The sequence below is a fragment of the Stenotrophomonas hibiscicola ATCC 19867 genome (assembly GCF_000382065.1).
Lineage (GTDB): Bacteria > Pseudomonadota > Gammaproteobacteria > Xanthomonadales > Xanthomonadaceae > Stenotrophomonas > Stenotrophomonas hibiscicola.
This window is the reverse complement of record NZ_KB907498.1, coordinates 201,761-226,957: the sequence shown is the minus strand read 5'-3', so window position 1 is coordinate 226,957 and position 25,197 is coordinate 201,761. Positions and strand designations below refer to the sequence as shown.

Below are 25,197 nucleotides of genomic sequence, written 5' to 3'. Positions count from 1 at the left end.
CGTGGAGAATGCGCATGAACCTCGAACAGATCGACACCAGCACTACGGCGGGGAAGGCTCGGGTACTGCTGGCCATGGCCTTGGACGAGCGCGGATACCCCTACGAGGCAGAGAACGTCCGCGATGGTTCTGACCTGGAGAGCTACGAAGGCGAGCTTCAGGCTATTGGCTGCCTCATTGACTTGGGACTGATTTCGTCTATCTCCGACCTCGCTGGGGAGAAGGGCTGATGGACTTCTCCGACTACAAGACCCGTAGCCGACTGACCGAGGCGAGCAACGCCGGGTACAGCGCCAGGCTCGACCGCAAGCCGATCACCTCGTGCCCGTTCGATGAAGGGACGGACGAGGCCAAGGCGTTCCAGCACTACTGGGGCCGGGCGGATCAGGACGAGCATCGGCGGCAGGGGAGGGCGGCGTGAAGCACTCCACCGGAACACCGACTGCAGCTGAGGCCGCCCGCATCGTGGCCTGCAAGGAAGGCCTGTGCGTGGCCTGCGTCATCCGCAGCGAGCAGGAAGACGCGCCGCAGTTCTTCATGGTCCACCCAGGCTGCGACTACCACCACCTGCTGAGTGGCGGGCGGCGCATTGGGCACATGGATGGGCTGGGCCTTTGCGCTTGGCACCATCGCGGGCTGGTCAATTGGGGCTGCACCCATCAGGAAATGAGGGCCCACTACGGCCCTAGCCTCATGGACGGCAGCAAGACGTTCCACGCGGCATTCGGCAGCGACGCCGTTCTGCTGGAGCGCCAGAACAAGATGCTGGGCATCGGGGAGGCCGCGTGAGAATACTTGCCATCGATCCTGGCACCGAGGGAAGCGGGTGGTGCCTGCTGCAGAACGGCAGTGTCTTGGAATCCGGCGTGATGCCGAACGATGAACTGCTTGTGGCCCTGCTCGGCTGGGGCGGGTATAGCAAGGACCAGCTGGCAATCGAGATGGTCGCCAGCTACGGGATGGCGGTGGGCCGTGAGGTGTTTGAAACCTGCGTGTGGATCGGGCGATTCCAGCAGGCGTGGAGAGTACCAGCATCGGTCAGGCTGGTCTACCGACGCGACGTGAAGCTGCATCTGTGCGGTAACGCCAAGGCCAAGGACGCGAACATCCGGCAGGCGCTGCTGGACTTGCTTGGGCCGCAGGGCACCAAGAAGGCACCGGGGCCGACCTATGGAGTCAAGTCGCACGCGTGGGCTGCGCTTGGCGTGGCCGTGACCGTGGCAGGTATCACTCCTGAGAACAGCAGGAGGGCAGCATGAGCCGCGCACAGCAGATCCGGCAGTGGCTGGCAGAGAACCCGGGGTGGCACTTCATAGGCGATGTCTGCGCGGGGGTGCCTGCAGTAGATCGGGACAGAGTTACCCGTGATGTGGATCAGATGGCCCGGCGCGGCCAGATCGAGTGCGTCGGGCGACACGGTACTAAGCGATATCGGTTTGGGCGACAGGCCCGCAAATACATCCGACAGGGGGAACATCATGCAAGCTGACACCTTCGGGGCATACGTCCGGGCCGAGCTGGAGCATTGGGGTAGGGAGTTTGCACTGCACCGCGACTGCGAGTACCTGGGCCATCAGTCCAAGAACCTCCTCGCTGTCCTGATCGAACACCACGGCGAGATGCCAGGCCGAGTTCAGGGGTTCAAACCGCTGGAGACGGACCTTCGCGCACAGCGGATAGAGGACATCGTGTACAGCATCGGCAGGGACCAGGTGGTCTATGCCTGCGTCCTGCGAGCCTACTACTGCGGCATGGGTCGAAGGAAGGTGGAACGTTGGGAGACGGCCAACCTTCTGTTGGTGCACGTCGGGGAGAAGCCAGTAAGCCAGCGGCATTACCTGACACTGCATGACGTGGCGTTCGCAGAGGTGAAAGGCGCCATGCGAGGGATCGCGATGGCTCAGGCAGCCTGATTTGAGGTGTTTTTGTCGAAGCCATATTGCAGAGGTGCGCACCTCTAGCGTAACTTTTCAGGCACTGTGACATAGAAGCCTCTCGGTCCCGAGGGGCTTTTTCTTTGCCCGTTCCCCCGTCCAGATCAACCCTCGCGCATAGCTGGCAGCGGGGCGGGCGCCCATTGGAGGATCCTGTGTCTGCCCTTGCCTATGCCATCTCACTGATAAAGCGGTGGGAAGGATGCAGGCTTGAGGCATACCCGGACCCCGGCACTGGCGGAGACCCTTGGACGATTGGCTACGGCGCCACAGGCCCGGGCATCGCCAAGGGCGTGAAGTGGACGCAAGCGCAGGCAGATGAGCGGCTGGCTCAGGACGTGACCCGATTCCTCAAGGGCGTTCAGTCGGCGGTGAAGAAGCCAGCCACTGACGCCCAGATCGGGGCTATGACCAGTCTGGCCTACAACATCGGCGCCAAGGCGTTTGCCAACTCCACCTTGCTGAGGAAGTTCAACACCGGGGACGTGGCTGGCGCAGCTGCTGAGTTCACCCGCTGGAACAGGGCTGGGGGGCGAGTCATGAAGGGCCTGACCAACCGGCGCCTTGACGAGCAAAGGGTGTTCCGCGAATGAGCGAAACCATGGACATCTTGGTCCGCATCCTCGCCATTGTCGTCCCCTGCCTCATGCTGGGCGTAGGCGCGCTGACGGGCTGGATCTGGATGCTCTGGCAGGACCACAACAAGCACAAGCTCTATGTGGCCGAGAACATGCTGAAGCAGGGCGCGCTGCAGGAAGTTAAGGAAGAGATCCACAGCCTGCGGGACGTGATCTACCGAATCGCCACCAAGATGGATGTCCCTGTGTTCTCGGAGCCCTTCAGGAAATGAGCGCCAACGACGAACTGGCCCGGGACTTTCGCGCAGGGTTGGAGCGGCTGGATTCGGCGTTGAGTCGGCTCCACGGTTCATCCGCCAACGGGAACGTGGTGCGCCTTGAGGGCGCCGGTTCTGTGTGGAACGGAATCGCCATTGGTATTGCACTGGCTGGGGTGACCCTTGGCGCCGTGTGGATCGCACACACCGCCAGCAGCGCCGATGTGGCTACCCGGCAGGCCGAGGCCTACCACAAGGCGGTCTATATGCTGGCCCCTCGCTTCGCCGAGGAGGTTGACAAGGAACTCCAGCGCCAGAAGGAGCGCGAAAAGAAATGAGCAGTCCTACCCCGATCATCACCAAGCCGCCGAAGGCTGCTAAGGCTAGTCTTCTGCCGCAGGGCCTGATGCCGATCCGCGACACCCTCAAGCACTACAGCACCTGGGCGCTGGCCGTCCTCGTGGCCTCCCCGGACTTGTACCAGGCCGCCAACACGCTCGGCATGCTGGCGGACGAGGCAATGCCGCAGGCGGTCGTGTGGTCGATCCGCGTGGTTGCAGGCTTCGGCCTGATCGCCAAGTTCATCAGTCAGCGTAAGCCCAACTGAGGGTTCAACATGTTGAAAGGTTCAAGCGAGATTGCTCCGGCTATGCCGGCGTCCGAAGTCGATAGCCTTCTGCGGGTACAGCGCGACCTCATGGACGAGCTGTCCCATGCTGTGATCCGCACCCGTTCTTCATTCGCAAAGGTGTTGGCGCCGGAGCGGAACGGCAAAGCCGACGCGTGCTGTTCTGATCCGGTTCCTGAGCGTGCCCCGCTCGTGGATGTGCTGATGAATGGGAACGCCCTCCTGTCCAGCATCTTGGCCGACCTGCATAGCATCAACGACCGAAGCGTTCTCTGAGGACTCATTCATGGAAAACCAGCACCGCAAGATCACCGGCTACCGGGAACTGAGCCAGGCCGAGATCGACCTGATGAACGAGATCAAGGCGAAGGGTGAGGAGCTGCAGGCCCTGGTCAACAAGGTCAACGACACGAACACCGCGATCGAGGGCGACAAGGGCGATTGCTACCGCTGGTCTGCAATTGCCAAGACCGACTTCCAGACCGGCCTGATGGCGCTGACCCGCGCTGTGGCCAAGCCGGGATCGTTCTAACGTGAGCATTCTGTCCCGTGTCCTGCTGGGAGCCGTATTGCTCCTAGTGGGCGTTGCCGTGTGGCAGCGCGGGACGGTAGCTCAGGCAGAGCGCGCCCGAGACAACGCCCAGACGGCCAAGGCAGTCGCAGAGCAGGAGCGCGACAACGCCATCGCCGTGATCGCGGTCGAGCGCCAACGGGTCAAGCGGGCCGAGGCAGTCGCAACCCAGTACGAGCAGGAGAAGGCAGATGCTGAATCGAAAGGCGCGGCTGTCGCTGATGGCCTGCGTGCTGGCAACCTCCGCCTGCAGCAGCGCTGGGCAGGCTGTGAGGCCCGAGTGTCCGACCTTAGCGCCAGCTCCGGCCCCGTTGATGACAGAGCCGACGACCGAGCGGGCAGTGCGGGCCGAATTGTTCGTGCCGCAGCCGCCTGTGACGCCCAAGTCCGTGGGCTCCAAGCCTTGGTGAGGGCTGATCGTGAGTGACATCGGTCGAGTGACCCGCTGCGTGGTTTCGGCGCATAACCGGGACCGCGTGCACTACGGGCAGGTCTACAGCCCTGAGCGTCGACAGCTTGTCACCGACTTCAACGGTGCGCTGCCTCCAGGGGTAACCATCTCCAAGGCAACGTGGAACACCCTAGACAACTGGACCGGGGTCATGTCTGACCCTGTTGTAGATGGCCGCAAGGTCTCAATCAACGTGCAGGCACAGATCGACGGCGCCTGCTGCATCCGCCTGGACGCGGAGCTGAGCAACGGGGAGCGCTACTGCCAGTGGCATGTCCTGCGCATCCTGCCAGCCCGCTATGTCCGCAACGACAACTGGATCACCGGCCCTCAGCAGTTGGTGGCATTCCCGAGTTAAGCCATGGCGCGCCCTACTGACTACAACGACCAGATCGCTGACGTGATCTGTGAACGGATAGCGGACGGCGAGTCGCTGCGGGCCATCTGTGCTTGCGAGGGCATGCCGAGCAAGGCCACTGTATTCAGGTGGCTTGGCAAGCACAAGGAGTTCCAAGACCAATACGCACGTGCGAGGGATGAACAGGCCGAATCCTTTGCCGACGAGCTGGTTGCGATCTCGGATGAGCAGGAAACCGTGGTGAAGGATGCCGAGGGCGGCACGACCATGGTGGTGTATGACTCCACGGCGGTTGCTCGTAATCGGCTGCGGGTCGACACCCGCAAGTGGGTGGCAAGCAAGCTGAAGCCCAAGAAGTACGGCGACCGCCTGGACAGCACGGTCACTAACGTGACGTTGACCCATGAACAGTGGCTCGCCTCGCTTGAAGACTGAGGAGGTTGAGGCGCGGCGCCGGCTGCGGGACGACCTGGAGTTCTATTCCAAGAACTGCATGTTCATCCGCAGCAAGTCGGGAGCCGTCCAGGCGCTGCGATTCAACAGGGCTCAGGCCTACATCCATGAGCGGCTGGAGGAGCAGAAGGCCGCTACCGGGAAGGTTAGGGCGCTGATCCTGAAGGGCCGTCAGCAGGGTTGCTCGACATACGTTTCGGCCAGGTATTACCACGCATCCTCATGGAGGAGGGGGGTTAGGACCTTCATCCTGACGCACGAGGACGCGGCCACTCAGAACCTGTTTGAGATGGTGAACAGGTATCACGAGAACTGTCCTGAGTTCGTTCGTCCCAGCACTGGGGCGGCGAACGCCAAGGAGCTGTTGTTCGATGGCCTGGACAGTGGCTACAAGGTCGGCACGGCTGGCACCAAGGGCGTCGGCCGCTCCAGCACGATCCAGCTGTTCCATGGATCCGAGGTGGCGTTCTGGAAGAACGCAGAGACCCATGCTGCTGGCGTTCTGCAGGCGGTGCCAAACGAGGACGGGACCGAGGTCATCCTTGAGTCCACGGCCAACGGCATCGGCAACTTCTTCCACCAGAACTGGCAGGCAGCTGAGCGCGGCGAAGGCGACTTCATCGCGATCTTCGTGCCGTGGTACTGGCAGGAGGAGTACCGCCGCGCTGTGCCGGCCGGGTTTGAGCTGGATGAGGACGAGCGCGCCTATGCCCAGCTGTATGGCCTGGACATGGAGCAGATGGCGTGGCGCCGGAACAAGATTTCCGAGCTGAAGGACGCCGCGCTGTTCAAGCAGGAATACCCGGCTACAGCAGCTGAGGCATTCCAGATGTCCGGCCACGATAGCTACATCAAGCCAGCATTGGTGGCCCAGGCGCGTAATACCGTCAAGGACCCGGCTGGGCCGCTGGTGATCGGCCTGGATCCGGCGCGCTTCGGCGACGACAGCACAGCGATGATCAGGCGACGAGGTGGCAAGGCGTTCGGTCTGGAGCGCCGGGCCAAATGGGACACGATGGCAGTTGCTGGCTGGGCCAAGAAGGTCATTGATGAAGAAGCCCCAGCAAGGATGTTCATCGACGTTGGCGGTATTGGCGCAGGCGTCTATGACCGACTGAAGGAGATGGGCTACGGAAAGGTGGTCGTAGCCGTCAACTTCGGTTCTGCGCCGCAAGAGCCGCCAAAGGACGGCGGCGGCCCTGCCAACCGTCGCGCCGAGATGTGGATGCGGTCGAAGGAATGGCTGGAAGAGATCGCAGGGGTGGAAATCCCCGACGACGACGCTCTGCAGGCCGATGCCTGTGGGCCTGGGTATCGGTACGACAGCCATTCACGTCTGATCCTTGAGTCAAAAGAGCATATGCGCGAACGAGGCATCAGCAGCCCCGATGGTTGGGACGCGCTGGCGCTGACGTTCGCTGAGCCTGTGGCAGTGGCTGCACCTATCCGCCTCAACTTCGCATCGGAATTCGCCTAATGGCTGAGTACAAGAACACGCCAGAAGATCCGAAGTTCGCGACGGAGCGGTCGGGCGTGGACAAGGAGGCGCTCCACAAGGAGATGCTGTCCCGGCACCAGTACGCCCGCGACTACTGGCGCAACCAGTACCGGCTGGCTGAGCAGGACATGGAGTTCGCCTTCATGCCTGATACGCAGTGGGACGAGTGGATGGCGCAGACCCGTGCGGGTCGCCCCATGTACACCGTGAACAAGCTGCGCCAGGCAATGAAGCAGATCACCAACGACCAGCGCCAGAACAGGCCGCAGGCGAAGGTGAGGGCAGTCGAGGATAGCGATGCTGACCTGGCCGAGATCCGTCAGGGTCTGATCCGCAACATCGATCAGACCAGCGAGGCCGACCGAGCACGGGACACCGCCTTCCAGTTTGCGGTGGGCGGCGGCTACGGCGTGTGGCGCGTCAACTACGGATACGAGGACGACGGCGGCTTTGACATGGTCATCCGCAAGGAGGAGATCGCCAATCCCTACACGGTGGTCTTCGACCCTGCGGCCAAGTCAAAGGACCGCCGCGACGCCCGCTTTGCCTTCGTGGACAGCACTTGGGCACGCTCGGCATTCCGGGAGAAGTGGCCTGATGCCCAGCTGGTTTCGGTGGATGACTGCGGCGAGACGCACCGCGACTGGTTCCAAGAGGAAGAAGTAACCGTATCGGAGTACTGGTACAAGACCAGCGAGACGTACACCCTGGTCCTGATGTCCAACGGCGCCTCATACGACGAGGCTGAAATCGTCGACGTGCTGGACGAGATGGCCCAGGCAGGAATCACCGTCCAGCGCAGCCGCAAGGCAACCCGCGAAAAGGTCTGGCAGTGCATCGTGTCCGGCGCGGAGATCCTGGAAGGCCCCAACGAGTGGGCTGGCCGCTTCATCCCGCTTGTGCCGGTCTGGGGAGAAATCCTCAACCTTGGCGGCAAGGAAACGTTCTTCGGTGCCGTCCGCTTCGGCAAGGACGCCCAGCGCATGTACAACTACGAGCGCTCTACGTTCATCGAGGTTCTGTCCGACCAGCCTTACAGCCCGTTTATGGCTCCGGCAGAGTCGTTGGCTGGTTACGAGGGACAGTGGAACAGCCTGAAGACAAAGCGGCCGCCTGTGCTGCTGTACAAGGCAGACCCGGCCCTGCCCAACGCAGGTAAGCCGTCACGCGAGCCTACAGCGCAGTTCCCGGCAGCACTGGCTCAGGCTGCAGCCATCAGCAGCGACGATATCAAGGCTGCGACTGGTATCTACGATGCCAGCCTTGGCGCTAGGTCCAACGAGACGAGCGGCCGGGCGATTCTGGCCCGCCAGCGCGAGGGCGATGTAGCCAACTTCGACTACATCGACAACCTGTCGTACGCCATGAAGTACGACTTCGAGATCACGAACGACCTGATCTCCAAGATTTACGACACCGAACGCCAGATCCGCATCATCGGTGAGGACGGCGCCGAGAAGGTAATCCGAGTCAATCAGACAGTTGTTGATCAGCAGACGGGCCGCGAGGTGACGTTGAATGACCTGTCTCAGGGGCGGTACGACATTGCGGTGACCATCGGTCCGAGCTACACGACCCAGCGGATGGAAGCCGCCGAAGCGATGATGCAGCTGGCGAATGACCCCAGCCCACTGGGCATGGTTGCCAAGTATGGCTTCATCAAGTCGCTCGACATGCCGGGCCTTGAGGACGTGCGCAAGGCCGCCCGCCGAATCGTCGTCCAGGCCGGTTTGCTTGAGCCGGAAGAGGGTGAAGAGGTTCCGCAGCAACAGCAGCCTAGCCCTGAGCAGCTGGCTCAGGCGCAGAAGATGCAGGCTGATGCGAAGAAGTCCGAAGCGCAGTCGGTTAGCTACATGGCCTCGGCCCAGAAGGACGCTGCTCAGGCTGAATCCATCCAGTTGGACAACATGTCCAAGGAACAGCAGGCAGAGCTACAGGAACTATTCCGAACGTTCCTGACAACGCAGATCGGAATGCAAGGGGCCCAGATGGGCCCCTTCTCTTTTCAGTGATCCAAAACCGTACCGGTGAGGTTCACCGGGCCAATATCGCCAGAGGCGCACATGAGTGACGAAGTGACCAAGCCGGGTCCGGTGGACAACAGCCACCTGGACGCGGGCATTGCCGCGCGAGCCGAGAAATCCGAAGCACAGAAGCCAGTGGAGAAGGAGACCACTGAGCAGACGGTGGAGGTTCAGACCGGCGAGCAGAACGACACCGAAGGATCGGCAGCTTCGGAAACGGATGATGCCGCCGCCCAAAAGCCCAAGAACAAGGGCGTGGGGAAGCGCATCGATGAGCTGACGCGTGAGAAGTACGACGCGTTGCGTGAGCGGGATCACTGGCGCGAGCAGGCACTGCGCAACCAGCGCCAGCCAGAGCCGCGTCAGGAACAGGCAAGCCAGACGGAACAAGCCTCCGACAAACCAACCATGGAACAGCATGGTTTCGACGTCGCCGCCTATACCGAGGCCTTGTACGAATGGCACAAGCAGCAGGACGCCAAGAGTGCGCAGAAGGCCAAAGAGGCTGAAAGCGAACAGGAACGTGCCAAGAGATATCAGGACAGCGTGCAGGCATTTGCCGAGCAGCACCCCGATTTCCATGACGTGTTCCACGGTGGCGTGCCCGTGTCAGTCGCGATGGCTGAGGCTATCACTGAAACGGACAACCCAGCTGCTATCGCCTATTACCTGGGTCAGAACCTGGACGAAGCCGCGCGTATTGCGGCCATGAGTCCCACGGGTGCCAGCCGAGCCATCGGTCGCATCGAGGCGAAGTTGGAATCCCAGGCCGCTCCTGCTGCCGCTGAACAAGCGCGTCAGCCAGAAACCAAAACCGTTACCAAAGCCCCGCCTCCGGTGACCACGCTCTCCGGTGCTCCGCCTGTCGTGAAGGACCTGACCGAGATGTCAATGGCCGACTACGACGCGCAGCGCAGGAAAGAGCGCAAGGCCCGTGGGCTCTAAGGAGACATTCCCATGGCAAATCAGTTTCTCACCACCCAGCTAATCACTCGCGAAATCCTGTCGGTCCTGCGTCAGAAGCTCACCTTCCTGCGCAAGATCAACATGGAGTACAAGGGCGAGTTCGCCGTAACTGGCGCCAAGATCGGCGACACCGTCAACATCCGTGTGCCGACCCACGCCAAGATCCGCAGCGGCCGCATCATGGATGCGTCCAACATGGTCGACAAGACCGTTCCGCTGACCATCTCCGATCAGACCGGCGTCGATCTGGTGTGGAACAGCTCGGACATGGCCCTGAAGATTGATGACTTCAGCGCCCGTTACCTGGATCAGCCCATCGCCGACTTGGCATCGCGCATCGAGCAGACCGTTCTGCAGCGCGCCCTGCCGTTCGCGGCCAACTTCGTGCCCAACGCCGATGGCAAGCTGGACTTCGTGGAAGCTCTGCGTGCCAACAAGGTGCTGACCGACAATCTGGCGCCGACTCGTCGGTTCATGGTGACCAACACCAGCGGCACGGTCCAGGTGGTCGACCAGCTGAAGGGCTTCTTCAACGCCCAGGATCGTCTGGCCGAGCAGTATGAAGACGGTCTGATGGCCCGCGCAGCTGGCTTCGACTGGTTCGAAACCACCAACATGCCGGCACAGGCCTATGGCACTTCGGCTATCCCGGGCACCTATCAGGTCAACGGCGCCAACCAGACCGGTAGCTCCATTGCGGTTAACACGGGCACTGGCACCCTGGTTGCCGGTCAGCACGTCACTTTCGCGGGCGTGTTTGCCGTCAACCCGGCCACCAAGGTCTCGACCGGCGTTCTGCAGACCTTCGTCGTGACGGCCAACTACGCCGGCGGCGCTGGCAACCTGCAGATCTCCCCGGCCATCGTCACCAGTGGCCCGGAGCAGAACGTCACCGCTTCCCCGGCTGCTGCCGCTGCTGTTTCTGTCTTGGGTGCAACCGCTCAGACCGGCGTCAACCTGGGCTTCGCTCGTGACTTCCTGACCTTCGCAACGGTCGACCTGCCGCTGCCGGAGAACAAGGAAGCCAGCCGTATGCAGTTCGACGGCCTGAGCCTGCGCATGATCCGCGACTACGACACCGTCAACGATCAGTTCCTGAATCGCGTCGATATCCTTTGGGGTTCGGCCGTTCTGCGCCCCGAGTTCGGTGTGGTCATCCCGAACGACCCGACCAACTTCTAAGGAGAAGAAACGATGCCACTTTCGCCCGATACCGTCGCCGCTGCTGCGACCGAAAACCCCGATGGCACCCTGCTGGGGCGCAACGCCGACTCGAAGGTCGGCTTCTTTGGCGCCACTCCGGCAGTGCAGCCCGCCGCACTGAGCTTGGCAAGCGTCACCGCCGCGCAGCTGGCAACCGCACTGGCCTCGCTGGGCCTCATCAAGACCACCGCGTAAGGAGGCCGTCATGGCTGAGTTCAAGCACGCCAAATACCTTCACAAGGATGGCGAAGTGGAGCTTTTCGCGGGCGACGAAGTCGAAGATGCACTGGCCGATGGCTGGGAGTATCCGAAGTTTCCGCGTTCGAACGGCGAGGACTGGAATCCCGAGGTTCCGGCAGACGAGGTGTCTGCAGCTGATGCAGCCGCCGAGGTTCAGAAGGCCAATCGTGCACGCCAGGAAAAGCTGGATGCTCGCGAGGCCAAGGCTGAATCCAAAGCCGCTGGTAAGAAGTAACAAGTCGCAGTAGTCAGTGAATTGGGGCGTCCTTCGGGGCGCCCCTTCTTTTTGGGGGTTTGCCATGTCGAAGGTTTCCGAAATCGTTTCTGGAGCCCTGGGCCTGCTGCGCGTTCTGGATGCAACGGAGGCCCCGGAGGCCGAGGACATGGAGACGGGCATCTTCACCCTCAACCAGATGATGATCCGCTGGGAAGCCAACGGCTACTCAGTGGGTTGGTCTCCGGTTTCCAACCCATCCGACGAGATGCCGAATGTGCCGGAGGCCGATGAGGCCATCATGTACAACCTTGCCGTCAAGCTTCGCCCGCGCTACGGCGTGAGCATTGATCCGGATGTCTTTGAAGAGGCTAGGCGGCTGAAGTCTGACGTACTGGCTGATGTGTTTTCTTCCAGCCCCATGGAGATGGAGCGCGGCATCCCAGGCTTCCGTTGCCGCTACAACACCCGCAGTGACGGGTATCGCTGGTAATGCGCGCTCAGCCCGTAGACCTGATCGGCGGCTTCTACACCAGCGATAGCCTGCCGTGGTCGTGCCAGGACACGGTGAACTGGCTGCCGGTGATGGCGGAGGTGGCTGGGACGCGGACTGTGTCGATGTTCGCGACTCCCCCTGGCCTCAAGCCTTACCAGCAGATTGGCACTGGCCCGATTCGCGGCATGCACGACTGCGAAGGGCTGCGACTGATCGTGTCGGGCCGATACCTCTACCGTATCAGCAACACTGGCGTTGGCGTTCCGCTGGGGATCATCCCTGGTGTCGGCCGCGTCCAGATGACGCACAACCAGTTCAAGACTGGCTATCAGGTGCTGGTTGAGAACGGGCAGGGCGGTGGCGGGTATGTCTACAACACGGTAGACGACACCTTCGCCAAGATCACGGACGAGGGCTACCCCGGTTCGATCTCGTCGGACTACCTCGACTCGTATCTGCTGGGCGTGGAGCCGCAGGGGCGCTTCTGGTTCCACTCCAACCTTGCTGACGCCACCGACTACAACACCCTTGATCGATACGAGGCTGAGGCCGCGCCCGACAAGATCGTAGGACTGGCCGTTAGCCAGTTTGAGGTCGTCGTCTTCGGGCAGCGGACGATTGAGTTCTTTTTCAATGCTGGCGGCCAGACTGGCACGTTCCAGAACCGCCGCCAGTCGATCACCCGTGGCTGTGCGTCACGTCATACCATCCAGAAGCTGGACAACACCCTGTTCTGGCTCGGCGATGACGGCGTGGTCTACCGCATGGAAGGCTACGCAGCCCGTCCGGTGTCCACACGAGCGCTAGAGAAGGCCATTTCCGGCTACAACTGGGCCGAGGCCATCGCCTTCACCTGGGAGGATCGCGGCCACAAGGTCTACTATCTGACCTTCCCTGACGGACAGACCTTCGGCTACGACGTGGTGAGTGGCCTGTGGCATCGCCGCGAGTCCTTCGGGATCAACCGCTGGCGCTTGAGCCATACCCAGAAGTGGGGGCGCGACTGGTTTGGCGGCGACTTCCAGAACGGGCGCACCTGGCAGCTCGACTGGGATTATTTCCTCGAGGGCGATCAGCCGATCATTAGCGAGCGTAGCTCCGGCGTAGTGGCTGACAATCAGAGCGCGCTGCTGCTGCCCAATGCCGAGCTGATCTTCGACACCGGGCATGGGCCGCCAACAGCGCCTATTGCGTTCCCCGCTCAGCCTTCGATGCCGGTTCTGTCTGGACAACTCCCTGTTGGTTACGTCGAGAATGCGTATAGCTACACAATCCCAGTGTCTGGAGGGACTGCGCCGTATACGTTCGCGGTGGTTGATGGAACGCTTCCTAGCGGCCTGTCGCTAACGGCGGCTACAGGCGTAATCAGCGGGGTCCCATCCCAAAGTTTTTCCGGGGCGGTAACGATCCGAGTAACTGATTCAGCCCAGATGTGGGATGAAAAGTCCTACCAGGTCGAGATCTATTCGACGCTGCCAGCCTTCATGGACCAAGCACGCTCGTACCGGATGCAGGCTGACGGGACATATGTACTCTACGGGAGCAATCCGATTGGAAGCGGAGGCACCTACTTGGGCCTGACGGTTTCCAGGTCAGCAAAGTACATCGCTGGGCCTATGGGGACTTCAACCATCGTGCTGAGCTGGGCTAAGCTGAATGGAGCAGGTACGCAATACACGCTTCTGCCATCTCCGCCGCAGCCTACAACTGGAACCTGTCGATACTGCAGGTTCAACCCTGATGGTAAGTTCTTGGCAGTACTCACCAGCACGACGCTGTTTGTCTATGCCGTTAATCAGTCAGACGACACCCTTTCGATAGTTTCGTCGTCGGCAGCTGGGACAGACGCTACCACTGTGTCATGGCGAGCAGACGGCAAGCGTGTAATCGTTGGGACATCATCGGGGGGTGGATTCAACTGGCGCGCTGTCTACGTAGTAGATAGTAACGGCGTTATTGGCTCGCGCTATTCTCCCGCAACGTCTGTCGGCGCTCAGTCTGGTATCGATTTCGATTGGAGTCCAGATTCCAAGTATGTAGCCGAGCGGAACAATACTGGCCTATATATTTGGCTGGTAACTGATTCTGCAATTACGTTGCAAGCACAAAGCTCAACTGGTAGCGGTCGTGGAGCATATTTCTCTGCCGATGGGCAGTGGGTCTATTCCTTTGGATCAGGAGCAGCCTCAGCTCGGCGTTACCCATTCTCCAGCGGGAGCCTTGGCACTGCGAGTCCGACGACTTGGCAGAATTCATCGACTGTGAATGACAGTTCAATATCCAGCGACAAGACACGGATCACAGTAGCGACATCCGGCACTCCCAGCCTCCCTGTTCTGCTCACCCACGGCGGTGATCTTGTGCTAGATGCGAACCAGCCTCCGACACCAACCACCACATCAACCTGTGTTAGATGGACATCGGGTGAATCAGATGGCTGACACTGACCACTACGTGGAAATGTGCTACAGCGTCGACGGCGGTGCGAACTGGTCGAACTGGAAGCAACGCAGCATTGGTGAGGTGGGGCAGTATGCCAAGCGCGTGCGCTTCATGCGCCTGGGCAAGTCCCGGCAGCGCGTTTTCCGCATACGCGTTTCCTCTCCGCGCAAGCATGACCTTCTGGGCGCGGTTCTGACCCCGGAACAGACGGAAGACTGATGAAGATTGCGACCGATCCATGCTTCCTGCAGGAAGTCATGGATCACCCCGCCGTGCGTCCGTGGATTGGACCGGATGGCGTGGAGGGGTCGTGGCCGCTAGCTGCGATCTTCGATCAAGGAATCGGGATCGAGTTTGAGGGCGGCGGGTTCTTCTTCCACCGGCTTGGCGATGGTGTTGTTGAGGTACACACCATGTTCCTGCCGGGATCGAAGGGCGTGGCCCGGTTCTGTGCTCAGGCGGCGGAATACCTGTTCTGCGGGACCGAAATGACCAAGATCGTCACGAAGGTGCCGGTAGACAACGTGCCAGCCCTGCGCCTGACCGAGCGCGTCGGATTCCGCCTCGACTACGTGCGACCTACTGCCTTCCTGCGCGGTGGTGTTGCCCACGACGTGAAGCACTACAGCTGGGACATTGATCTCTGGCTGCGCGGCACGGACGGCCCGCAATGGGCGTATGAGCGCTGCTGCGCAATGGACAACAAGAACAAGGGCCTGCGCCTGCGATACCGCTGGGCAGTGATGAACGACGACTATTCGGTATTGGAGAGCTGATATGCCAGCTGTAGGTGCAATTGTGGGGGCTGCCGGCAGTCTTGTTGGCGGGAAAATGCAGGCGGACGCTGCCGGGCGTGCAGGCGATGCGGCCACGGGTGCATCTCGCGACTCGATCAACGCCCAGGTGGCGATGTACAACCAAAGCCGTGCGGACACGCTGCCGTATCAGGTGACCGGTACGGGCGCGCTCAACCTGCTGGCACAGATGTATGGCCTGCCGACATACTCGGCGCCGCTCTCTAGCGGCATTCAGATCACCCAGCCTGAACCAGCCAAGAAGAAGAAGCGCAGCCTCTTCGACAAGATCACTGACCCTGCCAACCTCGCCGGACAGTTCGGCGGCACCAGTTACGACCCGATGGGCTTCTTCAGCAGTGGCAGCACTGGTGGCGGTGGGAGCCTTCAGTTTTCCACAGGCGGCGGAACTGGCAATGCGCCGGCGGGAGGCGGGACCGTGGATCAGGGTACTGGCACCCCTGACTTCAGCATGTTCTATCAGACGCCCGACTACCTCGTGGCGCGAGATGAAGGCATCAACGCTCTCGACCGTGGCGCTGCTGCTCGTGGCGGTCTGTACTCGGGCGGAGCCGACGCTGACCGGATGACCTTCGCGTCGAACCTTGGTTCAAAGGCTTTCGGCAACTTCCAGAACTCGCTCTTCCGACTGGCAGGCCTCGGCGGCTCGGCGAATAGCGAGCTGAACAGCTTGGGCCAGAACACCGCAGGTCAGATCGGTAACCAGCTCGCCAACGCAGGCAACGCCCGCGCTTCGTCCTATCTCAACCAGGGTCAGGCCTGGAACAACGCGCTTGCCGGTGTCGGCGGTGCATTCGGTGATTACTGGGCCACTCGGAGGACCTGATGGCAAATTTCTACGAAGCCTTCGCACGTGGGCAGGCCAACGGCCTTGAGCGGCAGAATGCGATCACCCAGCGCAACATGCTGGCCGAGCTGCAGACTCTTGCTCCTCAGGTCATGGCTGGTGATTTGGATGCAACAAGCCGAGCATATGCACTGGACCCCAAGCGAGCTGAGGCATACCAATCCGAAGGCAACAGGCAGCAGCAGCAGCTTGTTGGTCTGGCAAAGACGCTCAAGCAGTATGCCGACAATCCGCAGATGCAGGCGGGCGTATACCGTTCGGCGCTGCCATACCTAAAGAGGAACTTCGGCGCTGAGATCCCCGATCAGTTCGATGCGGCCACGGTGATGCCCATCGTTGACCAGGTTCTGTCGGTTGCAAGCAACACGCCGAATTTCAATGGGCAGACGCCCACTGACGTGCGCTCCTTCCAGATGATGACTCAGGGTCTGAGCCCGGAAGATGTGGAGCGCGCACGCCGCATCAACCTCGGCCTGGCTGGTCGGGAGTCCTCGGCAGCCATCGGCTATCAGAAGGTGAAGGGGCCCGACGGTGTTGAACGTCTGGTGGCCGTTGACCCGCGTCAGATTGGTGCGCAGGTCGTGGGTGACGGCACCGGCTACGGCTCGTTCTCGCAGCCGGCACCGATGGCGGGAGGCGGCAACCACTTCGCAGCCTTCAGCCAGCTGGCGACTGAGTTCCCGTCGGTGATGATGACCAGCGGTGTGCGTTCTGCCGAACGCAATGCCCAGGTCGGAGGTCAGCCCAACAGCCAGCATCTCAATGGCACTGCAGCAGACTATGCAGTCCCGACCAACCAGAAGCCTGCATTCATCTCCCGTGCGCGCCAGCTGGGCTATCAGGCCATCGATGAGGGCGATCACATCCACCTGCAGGTGCCTCGCGGTGCTGGCGGTGCTGGCGGTGGTGCGAACCTGTTCGCCGGTCGCCGCCCAGAGGATGAGGCGGCGGCTGTCGAGGCGGCAAAGCTGGGTACTCAGCAGCAGTTCCTCCCGCAGGAGCTGGCGATGCGCACCCAGGCCGCCCTTGCTCAGGAGGCTGGCAAAGCACAGGTTGGCGCCCAAGCAGATGCCAACAAGCTGCAGACAACTCGCACCCGGGATGCGAACACGGCTCTCGACCTGCTTGACGATGCGCAGGCCATCCTCAACTCGGGCGCCACGGGTAGCCTTATTGGTGCTGGTGCTGACCGGTTGGCGGGCGTTTTCGGCCGATCCACCCAAGGCGCCCAGGCGACTGCAGCCCTGCAGACAATCGCGGGACAGCTGACTTCCAAGATGCCGCGTATGGAAGGCCCGCAGTCGGATCGTGATGTACAACTTTACAAGCAGATGGCCGGTGACCTTGCCAACGATACGCTGCCAGTCCAGACGCGCCTTGCCGCGCTCGAGCAGATCCGTTCGTTGAACAGGAAGTATGCGAACAGGCAGTCGTCGGCATCTCGGGAACAGGGCGCTCAGCGCACCATCGTCCGCCGAGGCACCTCCAACGGACGCCCGGTCGTCCAGTACAGCGACGGGGCCATCGAATATGGCAATTGATCCGTCCACCATCGTTTGGGACGACGAGCCCCAGCGGCCGCAGCTGGCCCGTGGGCAGCTGTCAGCTGGCAACATCGACCTCACCAAACGCCCTGTAGTTCGAAACGCGGATGGATCGATCTCGACTGTACGCTCAATCTCCGCGAACTTTGACGGCCGTGAGTACCTGATCCCGACCGTCTCCGATGACGGTAGGATCCTCAGCGATGATGATGCGATTGATCTGTTCCGGCGCACTGGTCGGAACCTCGGGGCCTTTGACACTCCTGAGAATGCAACAGCATATGCAGAAAGTCTCCATAACGATCAAGCGCGCATGTACGACCGCCCAGACCCCAGCACGATTGTCTGGGATGACGAGCCTGCAGGTGGCGATCAGGCCCTGAACATCGACATTGTCGGTGGCACAAGGGAGAGTGATGTCGGTCGAGGAGGCATTCCTAACCCCACCGACAACATGAGCGGTATCGACCGATTTCGCGCTGGCGTCGGCAAGTCTTTGGTTGATACGTATCAGGGGTTGAAGCAGGCCGCTGGCGACGTTGGATCCTCACCTCTTCTAGCATTGCAGCAGGGGACTGTTGGCGCCTTGAGCGGTGGTGGTTTCCTGGAAAGCGGATTGGTTGCCCTTTCCAAGCTTGGGGCCGAGCGCAAGCGACTGCGTGATGAGGAAGCTGCGCGCCGAGAGATTGACCGGCCACTGCTTGATACTGGGGCCGGGTTCAGCGGGAATGTCCTTGGGACGATTGCACAGATCCTTGGCCCTGGCGTCGCAGCTCGCGGCACTACGGCCGCGAATGCCCTTCTGCCAACCACTGTGCGAGGCAATGCTCTTCAGGGCCTAACCATCGGCGCTCTGCAGCCGGTCGCCTCGGAGAATGAGCGTGTTGGGAACGCGCTGTTGGGCGGAGTGGGCGGCGGCGCTGGCGCTCTTGCGGCAAAGGGCGCGGGTGCTGCTCTGAACACCGGCCGAAACCTCCTGGCGCGTACCGGCCTCAATGCCACTGACCGGCAGGCCGGTAATGTACTGGCGCGCGAGGCTACCAACCCGAACAACCTCACTATTACTCAGTCTGATGTCCCCGGCGTACAGCGGACCCTGGGCGAGGCTAGTGGCGATTCCGGCCTCATGGCCTTGGAGAATCTGATGCGTGCGCGGAATCGAGGTGCATTTGAGCCCATCGATTTGAGAAACAACGCCGCCCGTGTGCAACAGTTGCAGAATATCGCTGGAACCGAGGGCGACATGGCAGCAGCCGAAGCTGCGCGCGAGAGTGTGGTCGACACGGCATTGCAGAGGGCAATGGCGGAAGGTCGCCAGTTTGAATCCTCACTGGAGCAGGCCAACCGTTCGTTGACCCCCTCCCAGAGGCTGCAAGGCGAGGATGTGTCAGAGGGCCTACGTAACCTTCGCCTTATGGCATCTCGCATGTCGTCTGAGTATGCCCCACGCCCGAGCGTTCAATCTGCGATCAACGACGTTGGCCGAGCTCTTGATTCCGCAGGCGAGTCGGTTGGGTCGCTATACCTTGTCCGGCAGTACATCGGGGACCTCTTGCAGGGCAAGGCTGGCGCCGACAAGAGTTATGCGCGTGCAGCTTCCCGAGAATTGATGCAACTTCGCGAGGCGTTGGACAGCGAGCTGGCAAACCGTGCGCCTAGCTTCCCTGAATACCTCTCTGCCTACCGCAATGCCTCCAAACCAATCAACCGCATGGAAGTTGGTCGAGAGATCCTTTCTCGCTCATCTAGCACTGCGCAAGACCAGCTCGGGAACCCGATCCTTACGCCGTCGGGCGTGTCGCGCTCGACCAACGATCTGGATGCTATCGCCGCCAAGGCCACTGATTTCAAGAAGGCGAGGGCTACTGACATCCTGACTGCCTATGACCTGGCGTCGCTGCGCGCGATTCAAGACGACATGCAGAGGATTGCCCAGCGTAGCCGGTCGGCGACAGCTGGTAGCCAGACTGCGGAGCGGCTGAGCATTGGCGAGAGAGCCGCTGTGCGTGGCGTTGGCAGCCGGCTGCCGTGGGTTGGGCCACTCTTCGAGCATTTCGAGCAGCAGGCTAATCAGCGCTTGTCGGAGCGACTGGCGTATCTGATGGCAAACCCGTCAGAGGCTCAACGGGTTCTGGCCGCGCTTCCCAAGGAGGATGCCGGGGTTGTCCGTAAGTCGCTCAACCAGCTTGCGCTGGCGGCAGGCCGCTCGGCTCAGCCTTCAGCTGACTAGAAGTAGCGGTCCTTGGTCAGAAAGTCTCGCCACTTCTGGCTGGGGATCAACCAGCGCACCAGAGCGTTTCCACCCTTGATGGCAAGCAGCCAGTAAGCCAGTACAAAAAGCGGCGCGAAAAGCAGTTTCAGGCCGATGGCATAGAGCCAAGTCATGACGACACCTGTGGACATGTGGCCCGAATCCTACCACCCAAATGTCAAGCGCGCTGCGCGGAGATATCCACAGCTTTGTTGCTCACTGAGAGTCCGTCGGTGCCGCTAGCATTTACCTGTCGGTGAGCGTGATTGAGCGTACCGACCCCAAAACGGCGAAGGGCCACCAGTTCGCGCTGGTGACCCTTCATGTATCCGCAGTGACCTGACCACCGAGGACCATGACCAAGAATACACCCAAAACGCACCTTGGAGTTAAAGGGGCCATGAGCAAAGAAGGCGCTGACCGGGCTGGCAACAAGCTGGCAAACGCGGCTCTGATTGCGGCTATCGGGCTGTCCGTAGCCGCCGTGATATGGGCTATCAAGTGGTGGTAGCCCGCCATCCAAAATCCTGAACACCCGAAGCCCCGCCTTGAGCGGGTTTTTTTATGCCCGAAGCCCGTCAACGCGGGCTTTTTCTTTGGGAGATCCCATGAGCGGCCGCTTCTACGACCCAAACCCGGTGTATTTCGACATCCTGAGCAATCAGCCGGTGGCCGGTGGCTTCCTGCAGTTCTATGACCAGGGCACGACCAATCCCCGCATGACATGGTCAAACCAGGGGCTGACGATCCCGAATACCAACCCGGTGCCGCTGGACAGCTCGGGCCGGGCCAACGTGAACATCTGGCTGTCCGGGTCCTATACCGTACGGTTGACCGATAGCCTTGGCGCCGTGATCTGGACCCGGGATGTGAATGACGGCTCGGTGGGGAACAACGTGTTCCCGACGCTCGAGGCAGGCAAGTTCCTGACCAATGACGGTTCGGTGGTGCTGTGGGAGGACATCATCCAGCTTCCTGACCCGACCGGCTCGGACGGCAAGATGGTCGTTGCCAGTGGTGGTGGCTATGTCCTCCAGGCCCAGCCGACGGCGCCGGTTTCGCCAATCGTGGTCACGGACACCTCGGTCAAGTACGTCGGCACCAGTTCGGTCATCCTTGAGCAGTGGGGGACGTTCTCAATCCCAGCCAGCGGGGCACAGATTGCGAGTGGCTCGTTCAACTTCCCTGTCGCATATGCCACTGTCCCGAACGTCCAGGTGACCATAAACCGGGGTTCCGGCGCGGTAGCTGCTGGGTTCATCGGTGACATTGGAGCTACCGCAAGCACTACAGGAGCTACGATCTATTGGGACCTGGGCGTCGATGACGTGAGGTCCCAATACAACCTCAGCAGCCCGCTGCCGGTGATGTGGCGAGCGATTGGCAAGGTAGCCAGCTGATGGTCAGCCGCTTCCCTGGCGAACAGCCGCGCTTTGACCAGCCGGTAGTTGATCAGGCAGGGCGGGTCACGCAGGCGTGGGCGAACTACTTCCTGCGGCTGGCCTCGGCCCAATCGAGCGATGACCTGCGTGCTCTCTATGAGGCCCTTGCTGCCCGCGTTGCGGCGCTGGAGGACGGCGAGGGCGGCAGCTTCCAGATCCTCGGACAGCAGTCCATCGCGGTAAACGGCATACCGCAGCCTGGCTATGTGGTGGTCATCACCCTGCAAGGCGATGAGGAAAGCCCAGGCAACACTGAGTACTACGGCACCGGCCCGGATGGCACGAAGGGCTGGTTCCCTGTCTCTGGCACCATCACGGTTGCGGCTGGAGAGCTGACAAAAGCCATTGGCACCGATGGCGTGACCACGTTCGGCCTCGCCGATGTTGCCGACTCTGGCGCCGGTACGCTGCTGGCGATCACACGGGACGGCAAAGGGCGCGTCACTGGCACCAAAGACGCCACGATCACCGGCACCGCGCAGCAGATCGACGTGGCGAACGGGAATGCAGCGGCAGGGCTACCGACCATCTCGCTATCGAACCTGCCCGATTCCGGTGCTGGTGCGGCGCTGGTCAAGATCACCCGCGATGCTAAGGGCAGGGTGTCCGGCACCCAGGCTGCTACTACCGACGATCTGCCGCCCGGCACGATCAACAAGTATTTCCCCGAAGCGCCGAACGACGGGTTGCCCTATGCCCGGCAGAGTCTGGCGTGGGCGCCACTGGATGGCCCGAACAGCCCCTATGTGCTGCTGCGCTGGTCGGTCCTGACGGATCAGCTTGGCAATCCGCTGACAGACCAGCAGGGAAGGCCGCTATACGCCAATTCGGCGCAGATCCCCTACCAGTGGCTGTCGGGCGTCCCGGCCAATCTGACCGGCGTTGCTGGCCTGTCTGGGCAGGGTTATGCGTTTCGATCGAGTGGTGGGGCATGGTCGCTGCAGACCCTCGGGGACATTCACACCCTCGTGGCGATGACGCTGGCTCAGGCCAATGCCCTGACGCCGGTATCGCTGGGGCGAATGGTCATTATCACCGACCTCGCTACCGGCAACCCCGAGCCTTGCTGGTACGACTCCACCGTGGTGTCAGGCACGAAATGGCGCCGTTTCTCTGACCGGAGTATCGCAAGCTGATGGCCGCTCTTGATCCGACAGACTCCGACATTCGCGGGCTGCAGCTGACGCTGGCGCCAGATGGGATGAACATCACGACCTCGCCTGGCGTGTTCTTCCTGCCGGGGACGCAGCGCGTGGCCTACGATGGCAGCGCTACGGCTACCCTGCCTGCAACCCCTGCTGCCAACACGTTCTACCACCTGTATGGGTACGCCAGTCCCGACGGCATGGGCCTGCTGGAGTTCGATACGGTTGCCCCTGATAACCCCTATCTCGGCACCGCACGCACTAAGACCGGTGATACGACGCGGCGCTATCTCGGCACATGCCGCTCAGAATCAACGTCCCGGTTCCGATCTGGTCGGCACATTCTGGCGGGGCAGGGCGGAAACCTCGTAAAGCTGGACCGCGCCTCTACGGCGGTCGGCGGCCCAGCGCGGCCTCTGAATTTGAGCATTGCAATCCTCACCCAGCCTGCCCTGCAGACCATCAACCTGTCCAGCATCTTGCCGCTGACGGCAACGATGGTGCGGCTCAAGGTCCGAAATGCCTCAAACCTGACTCTTTACTTCTCCCGGCCATCGATGGGCGCGCCTACAGCGACGATGAACACGGAGTACGTCGACGCCAACATGACCAGCACCATCGAGCTGAACTTGGACGCTGACCTGACCGTGACCATGCAGGGCCTCGCCACGAACATTCTCGGCGGCGTCGTGACCATTGCAGCCGGCCAAGTAACGGTCGAAGTCTCCGCCTACTACTTCAATAGGTAATCTCATGCCCAAGTACGCAGACCCCTCCGTATACCCGGTTGGCACCCCGGCAGCCACCGACAACGTGATGACCCGGACCGCTGCGGGTGCCGATGGAAATTTCGCCCTCGGCAACCTTGCAGGCATCGCTGGGTTGACCGCTGCCGCAGACCTGTCGCTGTACTACAACGGCTCCGCATGGGCGACGTACACCGTCACCAGCGTAGGCCGCACCCTCCTTGCCGCCACCACTCAGGCGGCGCAGAGGACGGCATTGGCGCTCGGCACAGTTGCAACATTTGACCAAGGTAACTCTGGGAACACGATCCCTCATTGCAATAGCACTGTTACGTGGGGCAATCCTCAGACAATGCTGGGGAACCTAACCATCTCAAACGGCGGTCCATCTCTCTTTCTTAGCCATACGAATGGCAACCTGACCAGATTCTGGAATCCCGGAACAGCACTTACCCTGAGCAATACTCTAAGTGGTACGACGACGAACTATCTCGTTATCGACATGGCTAGTTCGATTGTCTACTTCCGAGGAAACAGCGTTCCGGCTGGTGACAACCTGTATTCCAGTGGACAGGCAGGTAACCGTTGGTCACAGGTATACGCGGTAAACGGCACCATCAACACCTCCGACGCCCGCCTCAAGACCGAGCCGCGCCAGTTGTCGGATGCTGAGTGCAAGGCAGGTTCGGAGCTGGCCCGGCTTCCGGCCATCTGGGAGTGGCTGACCGGGGACCGGCTGCACGCTGGCCCGACTGTTCAGGCCGCTATCGCGGTGATGGAGGCGCATGGGCTGGAACCGTTCGCCTACTCCTTCATCTGCTACGACGAGTGGGAGGCCGAAGCTGCCACCCACGACGATGAGGGCAACGAGCTTACTCCGGCCCGCGAGGCAGGCGACCTCTACAGCTTCCGGAAGGAGGAGCTGTTGTGCTTCATGGTCTCGGCGCTCGCGGCGGAGAACGACGTACAGGCGGGCAAGATCGAGGCACTCGACGCCCGGTTGTCCGCCCTAGAAGCCAAGGTCTGATCGCAACCCCTGAGACGGGGAAGCGTATCCTCCCCGGCATGGAACTACCTCCAGACTTCACTTGGCAGAAGGCGTCGACGTACACCCAGGCTCCGGACATGATCTGCCTGCACTTCATCTGCGTGGCCCGGATCCAGCAGCGGGTGGATAATCAGAGGTGGCAGGTGTTTCTGGACTTCCACCGTGACTACCGGCAGCACATCGTCCGGCCGTGCCAGAACCAGTGGACGGGCAGGGCTGGGATGGAGCAGTGGGTGATACGGCATCAGGACAGGCTGCGACAGGAAGTCGCGGCCATCCTTGAGGAAAGGGAGGCGGGGAAGATCAAGCCCGCAGAGTGACCACTGCACAAAAACTGCACATAGGCGTTTCTGGGTGGGTGGCGCAATAGGCCCGAAAGCCTTGGTGCCCGGAGCCGGAATCGAACCGGCATGGGGTTGCCCCCGGCGGATTTTAAGTCCGATGCGTCTACCAGTTTCGCCATCCGGGCCAGCAGCGCGGCGCCGATTGTAGCCCACCTGCGCTGCCTCGGCCTGTTTGCATCACGGCGGTCGCGTGCTTAACTGCCGATCGTATTCATGTCATAGTCCCTGCCATCGTTCCCAGGGGGGGAGCCATCTGATGTCGCTGCACGCGATTGCCTATGCCAGCGAGGCCCGCGCCGATCTGCAGACAACCGATCTTGACCGCCTGCTGGCCGATGCCACGGCATTCAATCGTGTAGCTGGAGTCACCGGCGTCCTGATGTTCGATGGCAGCCGTTTCCTGCAGTATCTCGAAGGCCCGCAGGACGGCATCGATTCGGTGTTCCAGCGCATCCTCAACGCGCGCAGCCATGGGCAGCTGCACGTACTGTGCCGCGCTCCGGTGGTGCAGCGGGCATTTCCGCGCTGGTCGATGGGTACGCGGCGCATCGAGCCAGAACCACTGGCGCAGATCGTCGACGCCGCTTGGCCCGGCTTCCTGCTTGGCAGCGGTGGATTTGAACGCCTGCTGCAGGCCTGGACCGGTGCCGACGGTGAGCTGGAACCGGCGGCGGTGGCGTTGGGGTCCTGAGCCCGCCTTGG

General features: G+C 61.6%; 34 protein-coding genes and 1 tRNA gene. 32 read left to right on the top strand and 3 right to left on the bottom strand.

What is annotated here, in order from left to right; genetic code table 11:
• Positions 1-14: 14 nt before the first annotated feature.
• The 11 genes from G370_RS0101075 to G370_RS0101025 all read left to right on the top strand — a co-directional run bounded on the left by G370_RS0101075 (position 15) and on the right by G370_RS0101025 (position 3,929).
• Positions 15-230, top strand: a complete 216-nt coding sequence (locus G370_RS0101075) for a hypothetical protein (RefSeq protein ID WP_019658934.1) — start codon at positions 15-17, stop codon at positions 228-230.
• Entirely contained in the window at positions 230-421 is a 192-nt protein-coding gene (locus G370_RS0101070; protein ID WP_019658933.1) for a hypothetical protein, read from the top strand. Before G370_RS0101075 ends, G370_RS0101070 begins: the two co-directional genes overlap by 1 nt.
• Positions 418-789, top strand: a complete 372-nt coding sequence (locus tag G370_RS0101065; RefSeq protein WP_026346908.1) for a Ref family recombination enhancement nuclease — start codon at positions 418-420, stop codon at positions 787-789. The genes G370_RS0101070 and G370_RS0101065 overlap by 4 nt, the downstream gene beginning before the upstream one ends.
• Positions 786-1,259 carry a hypothetical protein gene (locus G370_RS0101060; protein ID WP_019658931.1) on the top strand — a complete coding sequence of 158 codons (474 nt, stop codon included), beginning with the start codon at positions 786-788 and terminating at the stop codon, positions 1,257-1,259. Before G370_RS0101065 ends, G370_RS0101060 begins: the two co-directional genes overlap by 4 nt.
• A 219-nt stretch (positions 1,260-1,478) precedes the next feature.
• Complete coding sequence (locus tag G370_RS0101055) at positions 1,479-1,913, top strand: hypothetical protein (RefSeq protein ID WP_026346907.1); 435 nt, start codon at positions 1,479-1,481, stop codon at positions 1,911-1,913.
• A 176-nt stretch (positions 1,914-2,089) separates the two neighbouring features.
• On the top strand, positions 2,090-2,527 hold the full coding sequence (locus G370_RS0101050) for a lysozyme (RefSeq protein WP_019658929.1): 438 nt from the start codon (positions 2,090-2,092) through the stop codon (positions 2,525-2,527).
• 8 nt (positions 2,528-2,535) lie between these two features.
• A complete protein-coding gene (locus tag G370_RS0101045) occupies positions 2,536-2,784 on the top strand; it encodes a hypothetical protein (RefSeq protein WP_019658928.1) in 249 nt (82 codons plus the stop codon).
• The gene (locus G370_RS0101040; RefSeq protein WP_019658927.1) at positions 2,781-3,107 is read left to right on the top strand and encodes a hypothetical protein; all 327 of its coding nucleotides are present in this window, start codon (positions 2,781-2,783) and stop codon (positions 3,105-3,107) included. Before G370_RS0101045 ends, G370_RS0101040 begins: the two co-directional genes overlap by 4 nt.
• Entirely contained in the window at positions 3,104-3,376 is a 273-nt protein-coding gene (locus G370_RS0101035) for a hypothetical protein (RefSeq protein ID WP_019658926.1), read from the top strand. The genes G370_RS0101040 and G370_RS0101035 overlap by 4 nt, the downstream gene beginning before the upstream one ends.
• A 9-nt stretch (positions 3,377-3,385) precedes the next feature.
• Positions 3,386-3,673: a hypothetical protein gene (locus G370_RS0101030; protein WP_019658925.1), complete on the top strand. Its 288-nt coding sequence runs from the start codon at positions 3,386-3,388 to the stop codon at positions 3,671-3,673.
• Positions 3,674-3,683: 10 nt separating this feature from the next.
• Entirely contained in the window at positions 3,684-3,929 is a 246-nt protein-coding gene (locus G370_RS0101025) for an Acb2/Tad1 domain-containing protein (RefSeq protein ID WP_019658924.1), read from the top strand.
• A gap of 43 nt (positions 3,930-3,972) precedes the next feature.
• On the opposite strand, the gene G370_RS1000000121510 is transcribed toward G370_RS0101025, so the two are convergent.
• On the bottom strand, positions 3,973-4,353 hold the full coding sequence (locus G370_RS1000000121510) for a hypothetical protein (protein WP_154081302.1): 381 nt from the start codon (positions 4,351-4,353) through the stop codon (positions 3,973-3,975).
• A 217-nt stretch (positions 4,354-4,570) separates the two neighbouring features.
• Here G370_RS1000000121510 and G370_RS0101015 point away from each other — a divergent pair, with 217 nt between their 5' ends.
• The 15 genes from G370_RS0101015 (at position 4,571) to G370_RS1000000121705 (ending at position 19,749) form a co-directional block, all read left to right on the top strand.
• Positions 4,571-4,777 (top strand): hypothetical protein, encoded by a 207-nt coding sequence (locus G370_RS0101015; RefSeq protein WP_019658922.1) that lies wholly within the window; start codon positions 4,571-4,573, stop codon positions 4,775-4,777.
• Positions 4,778-4,780: 3 nt separating this feature from the next.
• Entirely contained in the window at positions 4,781-5,212 is a 432-nt protein-coding gene (locus G370_RS0101010) for a terminase small subunit-like protein (RefSeq protein ID WP_019658921.1), read from the top strand.
• The gene (locus G370_RS0101005; protein WP_019658920.1) at positions 5,202-6,707 is read left to right on the top strand and encodes a terminase large subunit; all 1,506 of its coding nucleotides are present in this window, start codon (positions 5,202-5,204) and stop codon (positions 6,705-6,707) included. Before G370_RS0101010 ends, G370_RS0101005 begins: the two co-directional genes overlap by 11 nt.
• Positions 6,707-8,740, top strand: a complete 2,034-nt coding sequence (locus G370_RS0101000) for a portal protein (RefSeq protein ID WP_019658919.1) — start codon at positions 6,707-6,709, stop codon at positions 8,738-8,740. The genes G370_RS0101005 and G370_RS0101000 overlap by 1 nt, the downstream gene beginning before the upstream one ends.
• Before the next feature lie 51 nt (positions 8,741-8,791).
• Positions 8,792-9,697, top strand: coding sequence for a hypothetical protein (locus G370_RS0100995; protein ID WP_019658918.1), 906 nt, complete (start codon positions 8,792-8,794; stop codon positions 9,695-9,697).
• A 12-nt stretch (positions 9,698-9,709) separates the two neighbouring features.
• Complete coding sequence (locus G370_RS0100990; RefSeq protein ID WP_019658917.1) at positions 9,710-10,900, top strand: P22 phage major capsid protein family protein; 1,191 nt, start codon at positions 9,710-9,712, stop codon at positions 10,898-10,900.
• A gap of 12 nt (positions 10,901-10,912) precedes the next feature.
• The gene (locus G370_RS0100985) at positions 10,913-11,116 is read left to right on the top strand and encodes a hypothetical protein (RefSeq protein ID WP_019658916.1); all 204 of its coding nucleotides are present in this window, start codon (positions 10,913-10,915) and stop codon (positions 11,114-11,116) included.
• A 10-nt stretch (positions 11,117-11,126) separates the two neighbouring features.
• Entirely contained in the window at positions 11,127-11,396 is a 270-nt protein-coding gene (locus G370_RS0100980; protein ID WP_019658915.1) for a hypothetical protein, read from the top strand.
• A 64-nt stretch (positions 11,397-11,460) separates the two neighbouring features.
• On the top strand, positions 11,461-11,868 hold the full coding sequence (locus G370_RS01000000120600; protein ID WP_050563249.1) for a packaged DNA stabilization gp4 family protein: 408 nt from the start codon (positions 11,461-11,463) through the stop codon (positions 11,866-11,868).
• Positions 11,868-14,312 carry a putative Ig domain-containing protein gene (locus G370_RS1000000120990; RefSeq protein WP_020723484.1) on the top strand — a complete coding sequence of 815 codons (2,445 nt, stop codon included), beginning with the start codon at positions 11,868-11,870 and terminating at the stop codon, positions 14,310-14,312. Before G370_RS01000000120600 ends, G370_RS1000000120990 begins: the two co-directional genes overlap by 1 nt.
• The gene (locus tag G370_RS01000000120590) at positions 14,305-14,532 is read left to right on the top strand and encodes a hypothetical protein (RefSeq protein WP_019658913.1); all 228 of its coding nucleotides are present in this window, start codon (positions 14,305-14,307) and stop codon (positions 14,530-14,532) included. Before G370_RS1000000120990 ends, G370_RS01000000120590 begins: the two co-directional genes overlap by 8 nt.
• Positions 14,532-15,089 carry a GNAT family N-acetyltransferase gene (locus G370_RS0100955; RefSeq protein WP_154081301.1) on the top strand — a complete coding sequence of 186 codons (558 nt, stop codon included), beginning with the start codon at positions 14,532-14,534 and terminating at the stop codon, positions 15,087-15,089. The genes G370_RS01000000120590 and G370_RS0100955 overlap by 1 nt, the downstream gene beginning before the upstream one ends.
• A 55-nt stretch (positions 15,090-15,144) precedes the next feature.
• A complete protein-coding gene (locus G370_RS1000000120985; RefSeq protein ID WP_019658910.1) occupies positions 15,145-15,954 on the top strand; it encodes a hypothetical protein in 810 nt (269 codons plus the stop codon).
• On the top strand, positions 15,954-17,516 hold the full coding sequence (locus tag G370_RS01000000120580) for a D-Ala-D-Ala carboxypeptidase family metallohydrolase (protein WP_019658909.1): 1,563 nt from the start codon (positions 15,954-15,956) through the stop codon (positions 17,514-17,516). Before G370_RS1000000120985 ends, G370_RS01000000120580 begins: the two co-directional genes overlap by 1 nt.
• A complete protein-coding gene (locus G370_RS1000000121705; RefSeq protein WP_019658908.1) occupies positions 17,506-19,749 on the top strand; it encodes a hypothetical protein in 2,244 nt (747 codons plus the stop codon). The genes G370_RS01000000120580 and G370_RS1000000121705 overlap by 11 nt, the downstream gene beginning before the upstream one ends.
• Here G370_RS1000000121705 and G370_RS1000000121505 read toward each other — a convergent pair.
• The gene (locus G370_RS1000000121505) at positions 19,746-19,904 is read right to left on the bottom strand and encodes a hypothetical protein (RefSeq protein WP_154081300.1); all 159 of its coding nucleotides are present in this window, start codon (positions 19,902-19,904) and stop codon (positions 19,746-19,748) included. The two genes, G370_RS1000000121705 and G370_RS1000000121505, sit on opposite strands and share 4 nt — an antisense overlap.
• Before the next feature lie 474 nt (positions 19,905-20,378).
• Here G370_RS1000000121505 and G370_RS01000000120575 point away from each other — a divergent pair, with 474 nt between their 5' ends.
• The 5 genes from G370_RS01000000120575 (at position 20,379) to G370_RS0100910 (ending at position 24,471) form a co-directional block, all read left to right on the top strand.
• Positions 20,379-21,170 carry a hypothetical protein gene (locus G370_RS01000000120575; RefSeq protein ID WP_154081299.1) on the top strand — a complete coding sequence of 264 codons (792 nt, stop codon included), beginning with the start codon at positions 20,379-20,381 and terminating at the stop codon, positions 21,168-21,170.
• Entirely contained in the window at positions 21,170-22,348 is a 1,179-nt protein-coding gene (locus tag G370_RS0100925) for a hypothetical protein (protein ID WP_019658905.1), read from the top strand. The genes G370_RS01000000120575 and G370_RS0100925 overlap by 1 nt, the downstream gene beginning before the upstream one ends.
• Positions 22,348-23,106 (top strand): hypothetical protein, encoded by a 759-nt coding sequence (locus tag G370_RS0100920; RefSeq protein WP_019658904.1) that lies wholly within the window; start codon positions 22,348-22,350, stop codon positions 23,104-23,106. The genes G370_RS0100925 and G370_RS0100920 overlap by 1 nt, the downstream gene beginning before the upstream one ends.
• Before the next feature lie 67 nt (positions 23,107-23,173).
• Positions 23,174-24,130 (top strand): tail fiber domain-containing protein, encoded by a 957-nt coding sequence (locus G370_RS0100915; RefSeq protein ID WP_154081298.1) that lies wholly within the window; start codon positions 23,174-23,176, stop codon positions 24,128-24,130.
• 98 nt (positions 24,131-24,228) lie between these two features.
• Positions 24,229-24,471 carry a hypothetical protein gene (locus G370_RS0100910; RefSeq protein WP_154081297.1) on the top strand — a complete coding sequence of 81 codons (243 nt, stop codon included), beginning with the start codon at positions 24,229-24,231 and terminating at the stop codon, positions 24,469-24,471.
• A 62-nt stretch (positions 24,472-24,533) separates the two neighbouring features.
• On the opposite strand, the gene G370_RS0100905 is transcribed toward G370_RS0100910, so the two are convergent.
• Positions 24,534-24,620, bottom strand: a tRNA-Leu gene (locus tag G370_RS0100905).
• 131 nt (positions 24,621-24,751) lie between these two features.
• On the opposite strand from G370_RS0100905, the gene G370_RS0100900 reads away from it, so the two are divergent.
• Positions 24,752-25,186, top strand: coding sequence for a BLUF domain-containing protein (locus tag G370_RS0100900; protein ID WP_019658901.1), 435 nt, complete (start codon positions 24,752-24,754; stop codon positions 25,184-25,186).
• Positions 25,187-25,197: the final 11 nt, after the last annotated feature.